We start from the raw sequence: 16,442 nt of genomic DNA, 5'->3' as shown, positions 1-16,442 counted from the left end.
ACCCCGGCGCACTGCACATTTTTCAGGCGATTGCGCCCCCAGCTGGCGTTTGAGCGGGCTGCGGGTCCGGGCTGCTGAGGCGATTGCTACTCGTCGAAAGGCTCTTGGTAGGGCTCGGCGAGCCGCTGTGCGAGATCCTCCAGCCACTCCTGGGCCCAGTGACGTGCGGCGATCCCGGCGGAGTCCAATCCATATGCCTCGAACTCGGCATCACTGATCCATTCCAGGCTTTCCAGCCGGTCGTGGAGCTCCTGGAGGTCGAATTCTTCTGGGCGTCTGGCTGCGAGGTTTTCCAGCTGGGGGACGGTGTAGTGGTGGCGGGCGGCGTGGACGTCGATGGCGTCGCGGGCGAGACCGCGGTCTCCAAGAGCGCGTACTTTCGTCCCGATGAGGTCGTCCAGGTCGAGCACGGGTCCGACGTCCAGTACGACGGGAGGACGTCAGAGGACTTCTTTGAGGAGATCCACTTCCTCGGCTGCAGCGAGGACCCCCCGAGAACGGCGGTCACCCTCGCGGACGGGCGCGTGCTGATCGCGGGCAACCGGGACCTCTGGCTCTCTCGAAGCCCGTGGCCGGGGCGCGGTCACGGGTCTTGATCTCTTCCCGCGGAAGGCGGCCGTAGCCGAGTCGGGCCGCAACCCGTTGTCGTACCCCTGTGGTGAGGTGAAGTCGGACGACGGAGAGCGAGAGGCGGAGGGGACGATGGGTGAGCGTACGGCGTGGCGGCCGTTTCTGGAGCAGTGGAGCGCGGAGTGGATCGCGGGGCACGACCCGGACAAGGACGCATCGCTCGCGCTGGAGGTCGTGCGGGACGCCTGGCTCGGGTTCGCGCCGGCCAGTGAGGCCGAGGTCGCTGCGGCCGAGGCCCGGCTGGGGCGCCGGCTGCCGCCTTCGCTTCGGGAGTTCCTGCTGGTCACCAACGGGTGGCGGGACGCGGGCAACTTCATCTACCGGATGGCGGGCGCCGCGCAGCTGGAATGGCTGCGGGACACCGACGACCGCACCTGGATCGAGGTCTGGGAAGACCTCGCGGAGGACGATGTCGAAGAGGACGAGGACGGTGAGGAGGCGTTCGGCGTTCAGGAGGCGAAGGTCCTGGCGCGCTGCCTGCGCCTGTCCCTTGAAGGTGACGCGGCGGTCATGCTGCTCGACCCCGACGACGTGGACGTAGACGGCGAGTGGGCGGCGTACTGGCTCGCCTCCTGGTCCGGGGAGGGACCGGAGCGGTACGGCTCTTTCCACGGCCTCATGCGCCGACAGTGGGTGTCCTTCCACGCCCTGCGCAGGCCGCCGGGCGCCACCCGGGACCACTGGGACGCGGAGGGCGAGCGGGCCCGATGCGAGGCGCTGGCCGGGGCGGTCGACGGACCGCTGTCGGTGTTCGCCCAAGCGCACGAGTACGGGCGGGAGCGGGCCGACGTGCTGAGCATGCAGATGAAGGCGATGCTCGGCGACTGGCGCGGCCACATCGCGAGCCTGATGTGGTATCGCCCGGGCAACGACGACCTCCTGCTCAGCCCGCTCTTCGCCGCGGAACTCCTACCGCTCCTGGTCCGGCAGGACCAGCTCGCGCACCCCCACGACCTGCGGCCCCTGCCGCGGCTCAAGGAGCACGCGCCCGCACCTGTGCGAGCGCTCGTCGCCGACTACGAGGCCCGGACGGCCGAGCCGGGCTTCCGGCTCACCTTCGGCGGACCCGAGTTCGACGCGGCCGTGCACGCCGTCGCCGACCGCCTCGCCGGGCAACCGGCCTTTCAGGCTCCGACGAGCCGCCGATCCGTACGGGACCGATCGTCGTCACCCTGTTCGGGTGGCGGCCCGCGGCCCCAACCCGACCCAATGTCCGACCCCGCCAAGGTCCGCACGGCCCGCGCGGGCCTGTGTGACGAAGCCTGGCCCGAACTCCGTGCAGCGCTACGCCTGTGGCACCCGGTGTGCGAGGACCATATTGCCCCGATATCCCTGTTCGCCGACCCGGTCCTGGCCCAGCTGATCACCCCGGACCGCGGCCGCGAGATCCTGGCCACGCCCCGAGGTACGGGCCCCGGTGTCCCGTAGGCTGGAAGTTCCGGCCGCCAGGGACAGCAACACCGCACGGGGGAAGTGCATGACCGAGGAAAGCGACGGCGTCGTGATGTACTGGCGGCCCGGCTGCGTGTTCTGCATGAACCTGCGGCTGAGCCTGCTCTTCACGCGCCTGCGTTACACCAAGCGGAACATCTGGCGAGACAAGGACGCAGCGGCGTTCGTCCGCTCCGTCGCGGACGGAAACGAGACGGTGCCCACCGTCACCGTCGCCGGGCACGCCATGGTCAACCCGTCGAAGCGACAACTGCTGGATGCGGTCCGCGAGTACGCGCCGCACCTACTCTCGTCCTGACCTGGCGCTGAGAGCAGAGGGCCGAGGCCGACGGCCTGTGGTCGGCCTGGTCGCGGTCGAGGGCCGTCTGACGCCACTCCAACGCGAACCCGCTCCGTTTCGCGTCGCACAGCACCTGGACCATGCCGTCGTAGAACCCGGAACACGACGGTCGAGCAGGAGGGAAGGGTCCGCACCCTCGCGGATCCCCTCCACCTGCGCCAGATGGACAGCGGACACCGGCACACGGTAAGCACGCGTATCGCCCTGTTCATCATCCCGGAACTCGAGGACGAGCCGTGCGTCAAACCCAACTCATACCCGCAGTGGCCGTCGTGCTACTCGCAGCCGCTCTCGCGACCGGCTGCTCTGGTGGACACAGCGCTGAGGCCGGGCCCGGGCCCGCGGATTCCTCCGTCACGACGACGCCGACGCCCGGGAGCACTGCGGCAAAGATGATCGGGAGTTCGTCAACGCCGAGCACCACCACATCGAATGGCTACCCGACCACCCCGGCTGCTCCGGGCGCGGCCGTGCCGCAGGTACGAGACGCCTTCTCAGTACTGCAAGCAACGTACAACGACAGCTGTGGGACCCCCGGAAACTGTCAGTACTTCCTCAACCGCCTCCTGACCAACCTCGACGACCTCGGCAAGTCCATGAAAGCCAGCCCGAAGGGCACAGCACACTTCAGGCAGCCGCTCGCCTGGATCGGGCAGATGCAGACCGCGCTGGACGGCGACTTCACGTTCGACAACCTCCACAAGCACCAGAGCCTGCTGGTCACGACCCGCGACAAGATCAACACTTGGATGCAGTCGTACCCGGACGACTACCGCTAGTCGACGAACGTGTCGCCCGCCGCAAATAGGCGAGAAGCTGCAGGTGAGTGCCACGGTCGGAAGGTGGCCGCCGTGGACGGCTGAGGTCAGTGGCCACGCAGCCGACTTCGCCCGCCGCGTCGACGCCGCGGCAGGCGACGCCACCGCAGCCATCCACCAATGGCTCGTGGAAACCGGACGCATCCGCCCCGACGCCCACATCATCCACCTGGAAGTACGTACCTGGCGTGCGCGCTGAGCCTGCCGCTGTCCCACACGACTGCGGGGTTGCGAAGGGCGCGGCAGGCCTGCTCCAAGAGCACCGGACTGCTGAGTTTCGCAGTCGGGGAACCGGTCTGCGATTGCAGCCGAACCCGCCCTGTCCAGGTTGGGTTCATCTGCCCGCCGGAGTTCGGCCGGTGCTGCACCGAGGCTGGGCCCGGGGGCAGCACCACCGGAGGTCCCACGGACGCTCAGCCGGCTGCGGGTTCCTGGGTGGCCGGGGCGGTGTAGAAGACGGACGTGCCCTGCTTGTTGCGGTGGGCGTGGTTCTTGGCGACCAGTCCTTCGAGGGTGGTGCGTACGACCGTGGTTTTCACCGTGCGGTCGGGGTGGGCCTGGGTGAGGGCGTCGGAGATCTCGGCGGCGGAACGCGGTTCGCTCTGCTGCTTCAGGTAGCCGCGGATCACCTCGACGAGGGTCGGCTCGGCGGCCGGTTTGGGCGCCTTCGGGGACGAGACCTTGGCGGGGGACTGCTTCGGCGCTACTTGCTTCGGTGCGGTCTTCTTGGATGCCGTGGTCGTCGCGTTCGTGGCAGCCGTCTTCTTCGGCCTGCCCGGCTTGGATGAGGCAACGCCCTGGTGAGGTACGGAGGACACGGTTGCGGTGGCCGCCTCGGCAGCTGGGCTCGCACCGCCCAGGGTTTGCTGCAGGTTCACCAGCACAGTGTGGTCATGCTGCAGTGCAGCCAACTGCTCCTGCAGGGCCTGGATCTCCCCGCCGATACGGTCCTGCTCCTTGGTGTTGCGCTCGAGGTCGCCGGTCACCTGGGCGGCGTACTGCGATGTCAGTTCCGTGGTGCGGTCCTTGACTTCAGACATGGCACGAGCCTTTCTGACAGTCTGCGGGCACAGCGATCGAGGAGGGTGCCATGTTCGCAAACCGATAGGTAGGTATCCCATCTGAGATGACTGAATCACCCGCAGGGCACAACTACTGCGGTGTGCAGCAGTCTAGAGATAGTACGCACGAGTGAATCCGGATGTTCGCAGTGCGTGATACTTCACCCGCTTCCCCACCGTGAACAGCTGAAAGATGCGAGCCGCGTCCGGCTGACTGCCTGTCCCTGCTGAACAGCTCTGCCGGTCACCCTGACCTGCGAAGACAGATCCCGAACGACGCCTTCGGTATTCCGACGGCAGTACCAGCCGACAGTCGGCAGCCGGTCAAGGATTTCCTCGGCATGGTTGGGTGAATGGCCACCCGAACGTGCGAGCACACCCATGCATGCACTGCCTGACGTGAGACCGGCCAGTGCCGGCCGCGTCCTCTCCGCGCGAGCGGAGGTGTCAACGATGAGCGGCAGTTTTATAGCAACAAGGGTCTACCAGATGTCCGTGACACAGCGCCGATCGGCCGTCGCCTGAAGTTGGAATGGGCTCAGTGCACGACAGGGAAAACGTGTTGTACAGCGCGAGGTTGGCGCCGAGCACGTACGCGCAGTCGTCGCAGCCCAGCCCCAGCCAGGAAATCCGTCGGCAGGTCCGACCGTGCGGGAGTGCTCCCAGGCAGGCGGCACAGTCCTACATTTCGTGCCACACCGCGACGAGCCCTGGTTCAACCACTACCAGGCCGAGTCCGACCGTGTTGGCAGAACTGTGGGAGTACAGGTCCAGGTAGAGGCGTCCCGACGCGGTGCGGCCGTATAGGACGACCAGGCCGAAAGCCCGGCACGAAGGGCACCAGCCGCACCTCGGTCCGTCCGGCTGTAGCCGGCCTGACCGCGAGGACGCGCAGTAGGTCAATCGTGGGCCGTACCCGGTTTTTGGGCATGGTCGGCTGGTCGGATAAGACGTCATCTCAATTGGTGAGCCTGCGGTAGCAAATGAGGGTGCAGGCGATGCTTGTGAAGGCGAGGAAGTGCTCGGCTTTGCGCTCGTAGCGTCGGTGGAGGCGGCGGCAGCCGGCGAGCCAGGCCATCGTGCGTTCGACGGTCCAGCGGTAACGTCCCAGTCGCTGTGAGGACTCGACTCCCCTGCGGGCGATCCGGTGCTGGATGCCGCGCTGGCGTAACCATCGTCGCAGGTGGGAGTAGTCATAGCCTTTGTCGGCGTGGAGCTTTGCGGGCTTGCGGCGCCTCGGTCCGCGGCGGGAGCGGATCGGCGGTATCCCTTGCACGAGGGGAATCAGGGCCTGGCTGTCGTGCAGGTTCGCCCCCGAGATTGCCACCGAAAGGGGCAGACCGGTCCGCTCGGTGATCAAGTGGATCTTCGACCCGAACTTGCCACGGTCGACAGGATTCGGACCTGTCAGATCCCCCTTTTCAGGGCCCGCATGTTCACCGAGTCGATCGCGCAGCGGGACCAGTCCAACTCACCGCAGGCGCCGAGTTCGTCGAGGACCCGGCGGTGGAGTTTGGCCCACACCCTGGCCTTCGTCCACTCCGAAAAGCGCCGATGAGCCGTCGCCCGCGACGGCCCGAACGAAGCGGTGGGCAACTGCTGCCACGTGCAGCGTGACGTGGCCACGAACACGATCGCGGCAAGCACCTCACGATCACCATGCCGGCGCCGTCCACCACCCTGAGGCCTCGACGGAGCCTCAGGCACCACCCGCTGAAACAACTCCCACAACTCATCCGGCACCAGCCGCTCAACGATCCCCACCATGACCGGCAGCCTACCGGCTCCACCAAATGAGATGACTTCTAAGGTGCTGCGCCTGGCGGCTTTGAGGGGGCGGGGTCTCGGGGTCGATCAGGACGACCATGACGTGTGCGTCGGTGGTGGCCCGTTCCTCCAGCAGGCTGTAGAGGTTGCACAGGGTGCGGGAGATGGGCCGGGTCGTGATCGGCGGCCGGTCAGTCGAGCGCGGCAGTGCCTCCGCGAGGCCGCCGGCGCCAGCGATCTCTTCGATGTGCGGCTCGACGCTGGTGAGCCTGCTGCCGTGCCACACCGTCGCGAAGTCCCCAAGGATGTGGCAGGCCAAGTCCAAGAGCACCAGGCTGCTGTGTATGCCGCAGTTGCGGTGATCAATTCGACACATCACTCGACGTCAGACGTTGAAGATCAAGTTAGGATCCGGCCATGACTGATGAGTGGTATGTCCTCATTGAAGAGGACACCCGAGAGGCCGAACGCGCCGACGGTACAGAACTGCAGCTGCACCGGTGGATGCTGGTAGGCACTCACTACATCGACGGCGGCGAAGAACAAGCCACCGCAGCAGCCGAAGACGCGGCCCTGCACTTCATACCGAGAGGCCTCGCGCTGCACGCCCGGCCGGGCGACGAGCCGTCCCGGCATGCGTTCCTCACTCAGGACGGGGCCTGGGTGGTACTCATCAGGCAACGAACCCGCGAGTGCCATATACGAGTGACCACAACTCGACTGATGCACTTCCAGGAGGAGAAGGAAGCCCCGTCGAAAACCCTGAAGGAGAAGCTCCGCAGCGCTGTGCAGGCTCCCCCGCCATCCCCGAAGCCATGGACGCCAGCCGCGAGATCTTGAGAGCGATGGGGGGCTGTCGGCGACGAGGACCTGCATACGGCCGTCCGGTTTCCAGCGGATGGGTGGGAGGACGGGGGGTACCTCTCGATCAGATCGGTCAGATCCACCATGCCGGCGACGGGCCGGATCGTGCCGTCACTGGGTGAGCGCCGTTTCTCCGAGGACGAGCGTGACACGGTGCACCGCAACGTAGACCGTGTCCGCGCTACCTGCGAGTGGATCATTACGGCCGTGGACAGCGGCGAGGTCGACGTGGACGTGGAACTGTCGAAGCTCTTGCGAGGCGAGTAGACATGCCCCGGTCACGGCACCGGGGGGACGCGGCACGGGGACACGCGGAAGCGATCTGGCGAGTGCTCATGCAGGCCCGCCGGCCGGGCTTCACATGCCCCAGCTGATGTGGGCCACCGAACTCACCCGCAGCCAAGTGCAGTCGGGCATAGCCATGATGCGCGACATAATCACAACGAAGGGGTGGCCACCGGTGATCTACACCCGCGGGGACGGCTACCAGTTCACCGCTGACCCCAACGAACTGGAATCGTACGAGACGGCCCGGGTGCACGTGCTGCTCACCGAAGTCCGCCGCCTGATCACCGGCACGATCGCCCCGCACGCCGCCCTGGACCCACAGGACAAGCGGGTGCGCCACATCGTCGCCCAGCTCAACTCCGTCGAGTCGACCCTCGACCTGATCGCCTGACGGGGTGGAGGACGACCTCATGCGTCGACGCCGGTATCCCTCGGACACCACGGACCGGGAGTGGCTGCTGATAGAGCCGCTGCTTCCCGTTCCGGCATGCCAAACCCCGCACGGGGGCCGCCCGGAAGCGCATCCTCGGCGCGAGATCGTCGACGCGCTGCGCTATCTCGTCGACTCGGGCTGTAAATGGAGTGCCGTGCCCAGTGACTTTCCGCCGTTCAAGACGGTGTTCGGGTTCTTCACCCGCTGGTCGGCAGCTGGCGTCTTCAACCTGATCCGTGACCAGCTGCGGCGCCGGGTCCGCCGGGCGATGGGCACATCTCCGCGCCCGGTGGCGGTCGTGATCGACTCACAATCTGTGAAAGTCGCCGCCACCGTCCCGCGCTCCACCTCCGGCTACGACGCGGGCAAGAAGACTCCTGGAAGAAAGAGACACATCGTCGTGGACCTGAAAGGGCTGCCGGTGTTCGTCATGGTCACCCCGGCCGACATGCACGACAGCGTCGCGGCTCGCGAAGTCCTCTTCCGCCTGCGGCTGATGCACCCCGCAATCACCATCGTCTGGGCAGCTCTCGCCTACGCCGGCACCCTCGTCGAATGGGCCAGGAGCTTCCTACACCTGACGATCAAGACCGTGAGCAGGCCCAAGGGAGCAAAGGGGTTCGTTCTGCTGCCGCGTAGTTGGGTAGTGGAGAGGTCTCTGGCATGGCTGCTTCACGCGCGCCGGAACGTGCGCGACTACGAAACCTTGCCCGAGCACTCCGAGGCGATGCTCACTCTTGCGGCCATCGCGCTCATGACCCGACGGCTCACCCGGCCCGCGCCACAGCCGAACGCCGCCATGCCCCGCCCGCAACCTGCTCTGAAGGCCGCCTGACGGCGGTATACCGACCTCAGCTCACCTGCTTCCTGTTCACCGCAACAGGACTTTGATGTCGTGGTCAGCGAAGATCTCAAGGAGGACCTGGAGATCGGCGGCGGTGTCGTTGCCACTCGCAGGGGGGCGGACCAGCCCTGACCTGGCGACACCCGAGTGCAGCCATTCCAGGGTGAACGGGGGCGAGGCGCCAAAGCGTCCTCTGAGACAGTCATCCACGGCCGCGAGATTCCACCCGAAGTACCCGCCAGGACCATTGATGGCCTCCCCCAGCGCGCAGTAGAAGCTGTCGATATCGATGACCTGCCGACCGTCCAGGGTGAACACCTGTCCCTGTGGGGCATCCGCAGACTGCCCGCAACGCTGGTACTCACACGACCACAGCGCCACGGACAACCAGGCCTTCCGGCCGTCCGTGTCGAGTTCACCCCACATGCCCTTGCGGTTCAGCTTCCCTGTTCGGACCAAGTCCCAGATTTCCTCCGACCCAGGAAGCAGCTGGTCGCACCACAGGCGCACCGTGACATCGAACAGGCCGCCAGCGTGGACTGACGGTGTTGCAGCCGTCGCGGTCATTCCGCTGACGAAGTAGGAGCCCATGGCGATGCCTTCGGCGTCGAGGAACGCCAGGTGCCCTCCGCCTGCCATTGCACGACGGCTGCCGAGGTGGTCGAGGCAGGTCAGGAACTTTCCCTGCGGTGAGCACTCCAGGAGTTCAACCTGTCGAAGGCCGTCTTCTTGCGGATCGAACAGCCCCCTAGCGTCCCGCACAAACCCCCAGAAGTCGTCATCGTCCTCGTCACTGGTCAAGGCGTACTTACACCCTTTGCCAGCCCCACCCACTGACTCCATGACACCTCCTGCGCGGAAGAGCCTACAGAGGCTCAACCAAGAGGTTCAGCTGGGCTACAGGGCAGCCTGGCCTGCAAAAAAATGGCTTGGGGGAAATCGGCTGTTCGAGCCGCCACCTGACGGACAGGACGTCAGACAGGACTGACATGACATCTGAAACTGATCGAAAATGATCGAAGTCCGCTAGGTAAAGATCTGTTCATGATCCATACGAATCTTTTGCAGAGGCAGTTCCTGCTGTCATGATCACTCCCGCTGCAATCGCAGTCGGAGGCACCGTGGCCTCCAGCCTCCTTGTATCAACGGCCGTCGACATCGACAGACGGCCGAACGGAAGGACCCGGGATTGAATTCCTCCAGCAACAGGGCTGCGTCCCCACAGGGTTCGCACCGACGCAGACGGCGTCTGGCCGCGACCGTGGTGATCACGACCGCAGCACTTGCGTTCTCAGCCCTGCCCGCCTCGGCGGGCGCCGAGTCCACTCCCAACGCATCCGGGAACACTCGGAAAGTGGGAGCGCTCCCACAGGTCAAAGCGACAACCAGGCCTGAGGCCAGGACCGTTCACCTGTCGCCCGGACAGCGTCGGCAGCTGCTCGACCAGGCGGCCAACGCGGCACCGGACACCGCCCGTTCACTGAATCTCGGCCCCCACGAGAAACTGATCCCGAAGGACGTGATCCGGGACGCCGACGGGACGGTTCACACCCGCTACGAGCGAACCTACGCCGGCCTGCCCGTGATCGGCGGTGACTTGGTGGTCCATCAGAGGCAAGGGGCCCGCACCGTCACCTACGCAACCAAGTCGAAGCTGACCCTGCCGACGACCACGGCCAAGGTGCCGGCCGCCACGGCGAAGAAGTCGGCCCTGAGCAAGGCGACTTCGAAGGGCACCCGCAGAGCGGGTTCGCACACGGCCCCCAGGCAGGTCGTCTGGATGATGGACGGCCGGCCGAAGCTGGCCTGGGAGACCGTCGTCACCGGCGTGCAGCAGGACGGATCCCCGAGCGAACGTCACGTCGTGACCGACGCCGCGAACGGAACCACCCTTGAGAACTCCGAACACGTCGAGTCCGCACAGGGCAACAGCCTCTACAGCGGGCAGGTCACGATCGGCTCCACTCGCCAGGATGACGGCACCTACGCCCTGATCGACCCGGAGCACGGTGGCCACCGGACACTCGACTCGAGCGTCAACTCCAACGGGGTGCTGTTCACTGCTGACAACGATGTCTGGGGCGACGGGACGGTGGCGAATCCCCAGACCGCGGCGGTGGACGCGGCATACGGCGCGCAAACGACGTGGGACTTCTACAACGACCGCTTCGGCCGCAACGGCATAGCCGACGACGGCCGCGGCAGCTCCTCCCGAGTCCACTACGAATCGCAGCAAGGGGTCCCCCTCGCCAACGCCAACTGGCAGGACGGCTGCTTCTGCATGAGCTACGGCGACGGTGCGGACGGCCAGCATCCGGTGACGTCCCTGGACATCGCCGCGCACGAGATGACGCACGGAGTCACCTCCTCCACAGCCGGTCTGGGCGACTTCGGTGAATCTCCGGGCCTCAACGAGGCGATCAGCGACATGATGGCCGCCGCCGTCGAGTTCTACGCCGGCAACCCGAACGACGTGCCCGACTACACGATGGCCGAGCTCGACAACCTGCACGGCGACGGCAAGCCCATCCGCTACATGGACCGCCCCTCCAAGGCCGGCATCAGCTCTGTCGGCTACGCGCCCCTGGACTACTGGACGCCGCAGGCGAAGTCGCAAGAACCACACATGGTGGCCGGGGTGGGCGACCACTTCTTCTACCTGCTTGCCGAGGGCAGCGGGCAGAAGACCATCAACGGCGTGGACTACGACAGCCCCACATACGACAAGCTGCCGGTGGCGGGGATTGGACGGACCGCCGCAGCCGACGTGGTGTACCGCGCTCTCACCGTCTACATGACCAGCACCAGCGACTACGCGGGCGCCCGGACCGCGACGCTCCAGGCCGCCGCCGACCTCTACGGCTCGCAAAGCAACGCCTACGAGGCCGTTGCCAACGCCTGGGCGGCCGTCAACGTCGGAAACCGTTTCGTCAACCACATCGCCGTGGAGCCGCCGCCGACCGAGCCGGTGGCTGTCGGCCAGCCGGTCAGCCGCCAGTTCAGCGCCTCCAGCACCCAGCCGGGGCCGCTGACCTACTCCGCCAAGAAGCTCCCCCTCGGCCTGTCGATCAACCACCCCACCGGCCTGATCACCGGCACGCCCAAGAAGGCCGGCGACTACAAGACTGTCATCGTCATCAGGAACGCGGTCGGGGACACCCGGAAGCTCTCGTTCACCTGGACCTCTCTTGAATCCGGCGGGCGCTTCTTCGTCAACCCCAGCACATATCTGATCCCCTTCGAGAGCAAGGCAGAGTCCCCGCTGATCGTCCAGGGGAAGCCAGGCCATGCCCCGAGTGACCTCAAGGTCGCGGTCGACCTCGACCATCAGTTCAGCAACTTCATGATCATCGACCTGATCGGCCCGGACGGCACCGTCATTTCCGTCAAGCCCTGGGGACCGGGCTGGGAGCCCGTGCCCGAGCTGCACGAGACCTACACGGTCGACGCCTCGGCGGTCACGAAGGTCGGCACCTGGAAGCTGCGCGTCACCGACGGCACCCCGGGCATCTACAGCTCCTGGGAACCGGGCCATCTCCAGCGCTGGAGCCTCACCTTCTGAGGATCCGACCCAATAGGTCGTAGCCGAAGCCAGGCAGGCAGATAGCGTAACGGCCACCGCTTGGTCGCCAAGGGCTGTGCCCCGGGAGATCATGCGGTGGCCGTGCGACCTCGGCCTTGAGGGTGCCCGATGCGGCAAGAAGATCCGCACCACCATCCGGGACGCCGGCCACGAGCGGACCACTGACCTGCTCAGGCGCGTCCTCACCGCATCTTTGAAAGGAGCTCTGACCCTGTTGCCCATTCGGGTTGTGGGCTGACAGCGGCTTGATTGTGCTGGCACGGTTGGTGCTGCGGCCGGTTCCTTCCTGATCCCCGGTCGCGGGGTGGGAGTGGTCGTGTCGTTGGAGCCGCGGTCGTGGCCGGAGCCGGATCCCGTGGTGACGCGGGCGGTCCGGGCGAAGAACTACGGACGCGCGGTGCCGTTGCCGGTGGCGGTGCGCGACCGGCTCGGGGAACTGTTCCCGGACGAGGAGTTCGCGGCTGCATTCGGCAAGACGGGGCCGGCGGGTTGGTCTCCGGGGCGCCTGGCGTTGGTGACGGTGTTCCAGATGGCGGAGAACTTGACGGACCGCCAGGCCGCTGAGGCGGTGCGTGACCGGCTCTCGTGGGCCTACGCGTTGGGGCTGGGGCTGGAAGACACCGGCTTCGACTTCACCGTGCTGTCCCAGTTCCGCACTCGGGTAGTTGAGCACGGTCTGGAGGAGAAGGTCCTGGACCTGCTGCTGACCCGTCTGAAAGCGCAGGGTCTGGTCGGGGCCGGGGGCAAGCAGCGCACCGACTCCACCCGTATCGTCTCCGCGGTGCGGGACCTGAACCGCCTGGAGCTGGCGGGTGAGTCGGTACGCGCGGCAGTGGAGGCGTTGACGGTGGCGGCCCCGCACTGGGTCGCCGGCGTGCTGGACGTGCCCGGCTGGTCGCGTCGCTACGACACCCGCATCGACACCTGGCGCATGCCCTCCTCCGCCACCAAGCGCGACCAGCTCGCGCTGACCTACGCCCGCGACGGCCTCGCCCTGCTCAGCTCCGTCTACGATCCGCGCTCCGAACCCTGGCTGCGCGAGCTGCCCGCGGTGCAGACCCTGCGCACCGTGCTGCTGCAGAACTACACCCGCACCACCGCGCAGAACGGACGCGAGGCGGTGGCCCGCCGCACCAGGACCGAGGAGGGCGGTGACGGGCTGCCGCCCGGCCATCTGCGCATCGCTTCCCCTACGACCTCGACGCCCGCTGGTCCGCCAAGCGCGACACCTTCTGGAACGGGTTCAAGCTGCATGTGAGTGAGAGCTGCACGGATGCGCCCGAGAAGGAGCGCACCGCCCCGAACCTGATCACGAACGTGGCCACCACCGCCTCCACCGTCCCCGACACCAAGGCCCTGGACGGCATCCACCAGCAGCTTCAGCGCCGCGGCCTGCCTCCGGGCGAGCACTACCTCGACTCCGGCTACCCCAGCGCCGAACTGATCGTGAAGTCCCGCAAGACCTACGGCATCACGCTGATCACCCCGGTTCTGCTCGACCAGTCCCGCCAGGCCCGCGCCGCCCAGGGCTTCCAGGCCGACGCGTTCACCATCGACTGGAAGTACCAGCAGGTCACATGCCCCCAGGGACAGACCAGCTCCTCCTGGAGCCCGTGCACCCAGCACGGCCACCCGATGATCGTGGTCGCCTTCACCAAGCCGACCTGCGGCCCCTGCCCGGTCCGCGAGTTATGCACCACCAGCCGCCGGGGCTTCCGGCAGCTCACCTTGAACCCTCGCCCGCTGACCGAGGCCCTGCGCACCGCACGCGCCGAACAGGCCGACCGGGACTGGCAGGACGCATACGCCCTACGCGCCGGTGTCGAGGGCACCATGCGACAAGCGATCGCCGTCACCGACAGCCGCCGGGCCCGCTACCGCGGCCTGGCCAAGACCCACCTCGAGCACGTCCACAGCGCCGTCGCCCTCAACCTTATCCGCCTGAACGCCTGGTGGAACGGCAGGCCACTCGACCGCCGCCACACCAGCCACCTCGCCCGACTCGAACTCAGCCTCGCCGCGTAACCGAATGGGCAACAGGGTCAGCTCTGGAGTGGCGTTCTATGATCGAGATGGCGCCCTGGTGGAAGTTTCTGTCCTTAAAGAGTGTTTTGTCTCGGCGAGGTTGTTTGGTTCGAGGTTCAGGTGTCGCGCCAGTTGGGGGTGGATTCGCGGGTGAGTCTGCGGCTCATCAGGTCGATCATCGCGACGTGGATTATGGCTTCGGAGCGGTGCGGGTGGGTTTCGTAGTCGCGGGCCAGGCGGCGGTGATGCATGAGCCAGCCGAAGGTGCGCTCGACGATCCAGCGCCGCGGGATCACCTTGAAGCCTTTGACGCCCGGCTCGCGTTGGACTACTTGGGCCTTCCCCCGTGAAGGTGGGCACGCGGTTATTGATCACACGGCGAGCGTGAGTTTAGCGGTGTGGTGTCGGTGTTCGTATTCGTTGGGGCTGAGGTGGCCGTTGGCGGAGTGCCGGCGGCGGGTGTTGTAGCGGGTCAGCCAGGCGAAGACCGTCCGGCGGCAGGTGCCGGCGTCACCGTAGTCGTGGGCGCCCTGGAGGGTCTCGCGTTTCAGGGAGGCGTGGAAGCTTTCGCAGGCCGCGTTGTCGGCGCTGGTGCCGACCGCGCCCATCGAGCGGGTGACCCCGAGCTGGTAGCAGAGGTCGGCGAAGGCCCGGGATCCGTATTGGGCCCCGTGGTCGGAGTGGAACACGGCGCCGTCCAGACGGCCGCGGGTCGCGGCTGCCATCCGCAGCGCGTCGGCGACCAGGCCGGTGCGCATGTGGTCGGCCATGGACCAGCCGACGACCTTGCGGCTGAAGCAGTCCAGCACGGTCGCGAGATAGAGGAACTCCCCGCCGGCGAGCGGGAGATACGTGATGTCGCCCATGTACTTCCGTCCCGGATCGGCGGCGGTGAAGTCCCGCTGGAAGAGGTCCGCAACCGGTGAGGCTGCCGGGTCCGGGACGGTGGTGCGCACGCGTCTGCGCAGGCGGATGCCGGTGATCGAGAACGTCCGCATGATCCGGGCGACCCGCTTTTCGTTGACCCGCCGTCCTTTCTCGCGGAGCTCGGCGGTCACTCGCGGGGAGCCGTAGGCGCCGCCGGACTCGCCGTGGATCTCGCGGATCTCCTCGGCCAGGATCCGGTCCTTGTGCTGCCGGGCGGCCCGGGCCTCGGCGCCGGCGAGCCACTTGTAGTAGCTGGACCGGTTCACGTCCAGGACGTGGCAGAGCCGCTTCACCTCGTAGGTGTCCCGGTGGTCGTCGACGAACTGGAAGCGGCTGATCACCAGTTCGTCTCTCCGGCGAAATACTTGGCCGCCTTGCGGAGGATGTCCCGCTCGGTCGCGAGCTTCCGCTCACTCGCCTCGAGCTCGGCCACCCGGGCCTCCAACTGCCGGATCCGCTCGTCCGGAGCGTCGGACGGCACCGCCGCCCCCGGTTGGACGGCCGGCTTTGCAGCCGTGGCGGTGACACCGCGGCGTTCGCGGTCCCGCAGCACCCACTCGCGCAGGGTCGCCCGGTTGATGCCCAGGTCGGCGGCGATGCTCTTGTAGGTCGCCCCGGGTGTGGACTCGTACAGGGCCACGGCATCGGCCTTGAACTCGTCCGAATAGTCCTTCATCGCCATCGGCGGTCTTCTCGCTTCCTCCGGATCAAGCAGATCCAGTATCAGCGTGTCCACCACTCAGGGGGAGGCCCCCTTCGACGTCGATGCCGAGTCGGGCGCCGTGGTCGATGGCTTTGGTGCGGTAGCCGGTGTCGGCCCATGCTTTGGTCACGCGTGGATGATTGGCGGCGATGTGGGACATCAGGTGTGTGCCGCCGACGTTGTCGGAGACGCTCGCCGCGGTGACCCAGACCGAGGGTATCGACCCCGATGTGGCGCTTGCGGCCTGCGAATTTCTTGCCGGCGTCGATGCCTTGGCTGGTCGCGGGCACGTTCGCGGAGGTCTTCACGCTCTGCGCGTCCAGCACGCAGGCGGTTGGCTCGCCGTCGCGGCCTTCGGCCTCTCGCACCAGGCGCCGCAGCAGGCCATTGAGTTGGTCGAAGACGCCTTCCTTTTGCCAGGCGGCGAAGTAGCCGTAGACCGTTTCCCATGGCGGGAAGTCGTGTGGCAGGTAACGCCAGGCAATGCCGGTGCGGTCGACGTAGAGGATGGCGTCCATGAGGCGGCGCAGGTCGTGCTCGGGTGGCCGGCCGATATCCAGACCCCTGCCCCTGCGCTCGACTCGCCAGGTGGTGAGGATGGGCCCGATCAGTTCCCAGCGCGCATCGGAGAGGTCGCTGGGATACGGGCGTTGTCGCGTCATGTTTCGGTAGTACCGGCGGCCGGCCCGTCCCTGCAGGGCGCAAAC

The 16,442-nt window shown here is 66.9% G+C and carries 16 protein-coding genes and 3 pseudogenes; 11 read left to right on the top strand and 8 right to left on the bottom strand.

From position 1 onward, the window contains the following. Positions 1-86 precede the first annotated feature (86 nt). Positions 87-410, bottom strand: coding sequence for a hypothetical protein (locus OHB41_RS00645; protein ID WP_266695988.1), 324 nt, complete (start codon positions 408-410; stop codon positions 87-89). Positions 411-702: 292 nt separating this feature from the next. Between OHB41_RS00645 and OHB41_RS00640 the strand changes: the two genes are divergently transcribed. The 4 genes from OHB41_RS00640 (at position 703) to OHB41_RS00625 (ending at position 3,439) form a co-directional block, all read left to right on the top strand. After that, positions 703-2,058, top strand: a complete 1,356-nt coding sequence (locus OHB41_RS00640) for an SMI1/KNR4 family protein (RefSeq protein ID WP_266695987.1) — start codon at positions 703-705, stop codon at positions 2,056-2,058. Between the two features lie 49 nt (positions 2,059-2,107). Then, complete coding sequence (locus OHB41_RS00635; protein ID WP_067370829.1) at positions 2,108-2,380, top strand: glutaredoxin domain-containing protein; 273 nt, start codon at positions 2,108-2,110, stop codon at positions 2,378-2,380. A 512-nt stretch (positions 2,381-2,892) separates the two neighbouring features. Beyond that, entirely contained in the window at positions 2,893-3,201 is a 309-nt protein-coding gene (locus tag OHB41_RS00630; RefSeq protein WP_168531967.1) for a hypothetical protein, read from the top strand. Positions 3,202-3,244: 43 nt separating this feature from the next. Beyond that, positions 3,245-3,439 (top strand): hypothetical protein, encoded by a 195-nt coding sequence (locus OHB41_RS00625; RefSeq protein WP_266695986.1) that lies wholly within the window; start codon positions 3,245-3,247, stop codon positions 3,437-3,439. A gap of 214 nt (positions 3,440-3,653) precedes the next feature. On the opposite strand, the gene OHB41_RS00620 is transcribed toward OHB41_RS00625, so the two are convergent. The 3 genes from OHB41_RS00620 to OHB41_RS00610 form a co-directional block, all read right to left on the bottom strand. After that, positions 3,654-4,280, bottom strand: a complete 627-nt coding sequence (locus OHB41_RS00620; protein ID WP_266695985.1) for a hypothetical protein — start codon at positions 4,278-4,280, stop codon at positions 3,654-3,656. 979 nt (positions 4,281-5,259) lie between these two features. Continuing rightward, a protein-coding gene (locus tag OHB41_RS00615; protein ID WP_526024871.1) for an IS5 family transposase occupies positions 5,260-6,068 on the bottom strand; the annotation gives its coding sequence in 2 pieces (ribosomal slippage) (positions 5,260-5,720 and positions 5,720-6,068; 810 coding nt in all). A gap of 10 nt (positions 6,069-6,078) precedes the next feature. Further along, positions 6,079-6,399, bottom strand: a complete 321-nt coding sequence (locus OHB41_RS00610; RefSeq protein WP_266695983.1) for a hypothetical protein — start codon at positions 6,397-6,399, stop codon at positions 6,079-6,081. Between the two features lie 86 nt (positions 6,400-6,485). On the opposite strand from OHB41_RS00610, the gene OHB41_RS00605 reads away from it, so the two are divergent. The 4 genes and pseudogenes from OHB41_RS00605 to OHB41_RS00590 all read left to right on the top strand — a co-directional run bounded on the left by OHB41_RS00605 (position 6,486) and on the right by OHB41_RS00590 (position 8,488). Next, the gene (locus OHB41_RS00605; RefSeq protein WP_266695982.1) at positions 6,486-6,908 is read left to right on the top strand and encodes a hypothetical protein; all 423 of its coding nucleotides are present in this window, start codon (positions 6,486-6,488) and stop codon (positions 6,906-6,908) included. A 108-nt stretch (positions 6,909-7,016) separates the two neighbouring features. Further along, positions 7,017-7,199 carry a DUF6192 family protein gene (locus OHB41_RS00600; RefSeq protein WP_266695981.1) on the top strand — a complete coding sequence of 61 codons (183 nt, stop codon included), beginning with the start codon at positions 7,017-7,019 and terminating at the stop codon, positions 7,197-7,199. Between the two features lie 2 nt (positions 7,200-7,201). Beyond that, positions 7,202-7,611: pseudogene (locus OHB41_RS00595) on the top strand (RacP protein). Between the two features lie 19 nt (positions 7,612-7,630). After that, positions 7,631-8,488, top strand: coding sequence for an IS5 family transposase (locus OHB41_RS00590; protein ID WP_323138336.1), 858 nt, complete (start codon positions 7,631-7,633; stop codon positions 8,486-8,488). 36 nt (positions 8,489-8,524) lie between these two features. On the opposite strand, the gene OHB41_RS00585 is transcribed toward OHB41_RS00590, so the two are convergent. Next, the gene (locus OHB41_RS00585) at positions 8,525-9,298 is read right to left on the bottom strand and encodes a barstar family protein (protein ID WP_266695980.1); all 774 of its coding nucleotides are present in this window, start codon (positions 9,296-9,298) and stop codon (positions 8,525-8,527) included. A 553-nt stretch (positions 9,299-9,851) separates the two neighbouring features. Here OHB41_RS00585 and OHB41_RS00580 point away from each other — a divergent pair. The 3 genes from OHB41_RS00580 (at position 9,852) to OHB41_RS00570 (ending at position 14,105) form a co-directional block, all read left to right on the top strand. Beyond that, a complete protein-coding gene (locus OHB41_RS00580) occupies positions 9,852-12,059 on the top strand; it encodes a M4 family metallopeptidase (protein WP_266695979.1) in 2,208 nt (735 codons plus the stop codon). A 337-nt stretch (positions 12,060-12,396) separates the two neighbouring features. Beyond that, positions 12,397-13,338: a transposase gene (locus OHB41_RS00575; protein WP_266695978.1), complete on the top strand. Its 942-nt coding sequence runs from the start codon at positions 12,397-12,399 to the stop codon at positions 13,336-13,338. Then, positions 13,335-14,105 (top strand): transposase, encoded by a 771-nt coding sequence (locus OHB41_RS00570; RefSeq protein WP_266695977.1) that lies wholly within the window; start codon positions 13,335-13,337, stop codon positions 14,103-14,105. The genes OHB41_RS00575 and OHB41_RS00570 overlap by 4 nt, the downstream gene beginning before the upstream one ends. A gap of 125 nt (positions 14,106-14,230) precedes the next feature. Here OHB41_RS00570 and OHB41_RS00565 read toward each other — a convergent pair. The 3 genes and pseudogenes from OHB41_RS00565 to OHB41_RS00555 form a co-directional block, all read right to left on the bottom strand. Next, positions 14,231-14,422 (bottom strand): annotated as a pseudogene (locus OHB41_RS00565) (transposase); the annotation flags it as partial. 54 nt (positions 14,423-14,476) lie between these two features. Next, positions 14,477-15,714, bottom strand: a protein-coding gene (locus OHB41_RS00560; protein ID WP_266695976.1) for an IS3 family transposase whose coding sequence is annotated in 2 segments (ribosomal slippage) — positions 14,477-15,388 and positions 15,391-15,714 — 1,236 coding nt in all. Because the reading frame shifts where the segments join, the coding sequence is not laid out codon by codon here. Positions 15,715-15,787: 73 nt separating this feature from the next. Beyond that, positions 15,788-16,397: pseudogene (locus OHB41_RS00555) on the bottom strand (IS5 family transposase); the annotation flags it as partial. Positions 16,398-16,442 lie beyond the last annotated feature (45 nt).

It is taken from the genome of Streptomyces sp. NBC_01571, assembly GCF_026339875.1.
In the GTDB taxonomy this organism is placed as follows: Bacteria; Actinomycetota; Actinomycetes; order Streptomycetales; family Streptomycetaceae; genus Streptomyces.
Note: the sequence above shows the minus strand (reverse complement) of the source record. Positions and strands in the feature narration are given on the sequence as shown.

Excerpts from the sequence above, each read along its gene's own strand:
- OHB41_RS00590 (WP_323138336.1), top strand. The coding sequence starts at position 7,631 with ATGCGTCGACGCCGGTATCCCTCGGACACCACGGACCGGGAGTGGCTG.
- OHB41_RS00605 (WP_266695982.1), top strand. The coding sequence starts at position 6,486 with ATGACTGATGAGTGGTATGTCCTCATTGAAGAGGACACCCGAGAGGCC.
- OHB41_RS00620 (WP_266695985.1), bottom strand. The coding sequence starts at position 4,280 with ATGTCTGAAGTCAAGGACCGCACCACGGAACTGACATCGCAGTACGCC.
- OHB41_RS00600 (WP_266695981.1), top strand. The coding sequence starts at position 7,017 with ATGCCGGCGACGGGCCGGATCGTGCCGTCACTGGGTGAGCGCCGTTTC.
- OHB41_RS00640 (WP_266695987.1), top strand. The coding sequence starts at position 703 with ATGGGTGAGCGTACGGCGTGGCGGCCGTTTCTGGAGCAGTGGAGCGCG.
- OHB41_RS00635 (WP_067370829.1), top strand. The coding sequence starts at position 2,108 with ATGACCGAGGAAAGCGACGGCGTCGTGATGTACTGGCGGCCCGGCTGC.